The organism is Metallibacterium sp. (assembly GCF_054637675.1).
The window spans coordinates 1-2,632 of record NZ_JBTSRB010000116.1; the positions used below are offsets into that span (position 1 = coordinate 1).

Below are 2,632 nucleotides of genomic sequence, written 5' to 3' on the forward strand. Positions count from 1 at the left end.
CATGACAAAGGAGGATTAAAAAAAAATGTCAACAATAAAAAATAAGTCGGAATACTTGGCGGCGGAAAAGGGCTTCAAGTATTCATTTAACGGATTTACATTTAAAGTTTGGTATTACAAAGACGAAGAAAATTATAGGAATCCGGTTATTGCTTTTGAATCAAAGGACAAGAATGCAGTTTTAAAATGGTTACAAGAAAGTGAACACTTAAAACATTTAATTAATTAAATCGGGAGGCTTTAAATGCGAACAAAATTAACAATTAATTTTGATACAATCGTCATTGAACATGATGATGATATATTTTTAAGGAGCAAACATCATGACAATGGGAGGCTTAAAAATGCAAGTCAATATTATAAAATGCTGTTGGGTTTGTAAAAATGTAAAAATTTCAAATGATGAAATACTTTGTAAGCTGTCTAAAGAACTGCTTAAAAATATAGGATACACCTGCGAAAAATTTAATATAAATAAATATTTGCTTGAAACGGATGAGGCGCAAACATCATGACAAAAAATGATATAATAGAAAAATACGAAAGTTGGAGTTTTCGCTCCAACGATATAATCAAAATCAGACAAGAATTAGAAAAGTTGAAAACAACTCTTGCAAGCGATAAAGAATATATGATTTTTTATCACTGGCAAGATAAATCGGATAAAGATATTATTTTTATATCCGATTTGGTAATAAAAAATGATGCTGATGGTGTTTCAAATTATGAAGAATTTATTGTATTTAAATATTAAAACTAATCAAGGAGGGCTTAAAATGGATAGACCAGAATATATGCACCAATATTGGCAAAAGAACAAAGGGAAGACACGGGAACAGCAGAGAGAATATCATAAGTCTTATTGGCAAAGGAATAAAGACAGATTGTCAAAAGAAAGGAAGGCAAAATATAGTTATGAAGAAAACGGTTCGTCTAATCGTGGCAGGTGGAGTCATGCTGAAGATAAACCTATGAGCCGAGAAAAAATGTTTGAATGGTGTCAATATATAGATGAAAAATGGGGGGTTTCAATAGATAACAATATGGGCGCAAAACCTAAATATAAATAATGGAGGCAGTCATGATTGAGGCAAATTATCAAGATGTAAATATATATAATTATTATCGTAAGTTAATTTTCAAAAATATGAAAAAAGAAAGGGGGGTTTCATTTGAGGATTTTTCGACAAGGGTTTCTGAATTGACGATAATTGTAATGCAAAAACTCAATAAACGAGAAAAAAAGGGGCAATGGGCGGATGATTATATATCAATTAAACACCATTGCCATGACAAATAGGTGTATAAATGGGGGGCTTAAATTTTATACAAGTTGCGGGGTAAAAAAACTATATAAATATATCCCCTGCAATACCTAAAATATTAAACATTACTGCAATATTAAAATGTAGTAATATCAATGCTTTATAGATTATATAGCTTAAAACAATATAGATAAAACAGTTAATAACATAGACAAATATCTAAAATTATAATACAATGACATTAAAAAGGAGTCAGAAATGAAAATCACATTAAAATTATTAGATAAATTTAATGCCTGCGGCGAGGGCATAAAATTTGTGAAAGAAAAGGGTTTAATCGGCATGGAACACGAAGAATTTATAGAAAACTTAATTATAGAAAAAAAATTAAGTTGGGCAAATTGGTTAATTGTCAGAATTTTATCAAAAATTGGTAAAGTCCGATATGCCGTTTATGCGGCAGAACAAGTTATAGATATATTTGAAAAGAAATATCTGGATGATGCCCGCCCCAGAAAAGCGATTGAAGCTACAAAGGCATATATTGCAAATCCTTGCGAGAAGACAAAAGATGCCGCCCGTGCTGCTGCCGATGCTGCCGCCGATGCCTCCCGTGCCGCCGCCGATGCTGCCTATGCCGCCCATGCTGCCTATGCCGCCCATGCTGCCCATGCTGCTGCCTATGCTGCCTATGCTGCCTATGCTGCCGATGCCGCCGCCGATGCTGCCTATGCTGCCGATGCTGCCGATACTGCCTATACTGAAATGTTTAACAAAATAATTAGATATGGAATAAAATTGGAGGAGGCAAAATGAAAAAAACATTTACGGATTTTGATAAAATTAAAGATTATATATCAGGCAAGTCAGAACCGCCCGCAAAGATATGGCATTTAAAAATGCCGTCAGGCGATAAATATTTAGTCTATCAAAAAACATTTCCGCTGTTTTTTGGGGTCTCAAGATATGTTTCATTAATCATGATGAAGGATGCCGACTTTCCTAAACCGATAAAATTCGGCGGGCGAAATATGTATGATTTAAACGATATTATAAAATTCTTTGAAAATAAATTTTAATGTCTAACTCAATCTTAATCACATTAGAAAATAACGGCTTGTGTCTTAAATTCAATCATGACACAAGCCTTACTAAAACTTTAAAGGATATATTGCCATTTAACCTGCGCATATTTAATGCCATTAACAAAACTTGGCATATATCCTTAATCAATCCTAAATCCGTTGATTATTTTTATTCATTTCTTGAATCTATAAAAGACCATGCCGTAATTGAAATAGAACCCCTTGCAAAGTCTTTTATAATCTCAAAGCATAATGAATATTCCAAAAATATCGAGATGTCGC

General features: G+C 32.9%; 7 protein-coding genes. All 7 read left to right on the plus strand.

Translation table 11 applies throughout. The annotated features are described in order from the left end of the window. Positions 1–323: 323 nt before the first annotated feature. The gene (locus ACYDAT_RS16110; RefSeq protein WP_461451460.1) at positions 324–515 is read left to right on the plus strand and encodes a hypothetical protein; all 192 of its coding nucleotides are present in this window, start codon (positions 324–326) and stop codon (positions 513–515) included. Continuing rightward, the gene (locus ACYDAT_RS16115; RefSeq protein ID WP_461451462.1) at positions 512–754 is read left to right on the plus strand and encodes a hypothetical protein; all 243 of its coding nucleotides are present in this window, start codon (positions 512–514) and stop codon (positions 752–754) included. The genes ACYDAT_RS16110 and ACYDAT_RS16115 overlap by 4 nt, the downstream gene beginning before the upstream one ends. Positions 755–776: 22 nt before the next feature. Continuing rightward, positions 777–1,070, plus strand: a complete 294-nt coding sequence (locus ACYDAT_RS16120) for a hypothetical protein (protein ID WP_461451464.1) — start codon at positions 777–779, stop codon at positions 1,068–1,070. An 11-nt stretch (positions 1,071–1,081) separates the two neighbouring features. Beyond that, positions 1,082–1,300, plus strand: a complete 219-nt coding sequence (locus ACYDAT_RS16125; RefSeq protein ID WP_461451466.1) for a hypothetical protein — start codon at positions 1,082–1,084, stop codon at positions 1,298–1,300. Positions 1,301–1,523: 223 nt separating this feature from the next. Continuing rightward, positions 1,524–2,081 (plus strand): putative immunity protein, encoded by a 558-nt coding sequence (locus ACYDAT_RS16130; protein WP_461451468.1) that lies wholly within the window; start codon positions 1,524–1,526, stop codon positions 2,079–2,081. Further along, positions 2,078–2,344: a hypothetical protein gene (locus ACYDAT_RS16135; protein WP_461451470.1), complete on the plus strand. Its 267-nt coding sequence runs from the start codon at positions 2,078–2,080 to the stop codon at positions 2,342–2,344. The genes ACYDAT_RS16130 and ACYDAT_RS16135 overlap by 4 nt, the downstream gene beginning before the upstream one ends. Next, a partial coding sequence (locus ACYDAT_RS16140; protein WP_461451472.1) for a hypothetical protein occupies positions 2,344–2,632 on the plus strand: 289 nt, incomplete at its 3' end. The genes ACYDAT_RS16135 and ACYDAT_RS16140, both read left to right, overlap by 1 nt.

Excerpts from the sequence above, each read along its gene's own strand:
- ACYDAT_RS16110 (WP_461451460.1), top strand. The coding sequence starts at position 324 with ATGACAATGGGAGGCTTAAAAATGCAAGTCAATATTATAAAATGCTGT.
- ACYDAT_RS16115 (WP_461451462.1), top strand. The coding sequence starts at position 512 with ATGACAAAAAATGATATAATAGAAAAATACGAAAGTTGGAGTTTTCGC.
- ACYDAT_RS16120 (WP_461451464.1), top strand. The coding sequence starts at position 777 with ATGGATAGACCAGAATATATGCACCAATATTGGCAAAAGAACAAAGGG.
- ACYDAT_RS16125 (WP_461451466.1), top strand. The coding sequence starts at position 1,082 with ATGATTGAGGCAAATTATCAAGATGTAAATATATATAATTATTATCGT.
- ACYDAT_RS16130 (WP_461451468.1), top strand. The coding sequence starts at position 1,524 with ATGAAAATCACATTAAAATTATTAGATAAATTTAATGCCTGCGGCGAG.
- ACYDAT_RS16135 (WP_461451470.1), top strand. The coding sequence starts at position 2,078 with ATGAAAAAAACATTTACGGATTTTGATAAAATTAAAGATTATATATCA.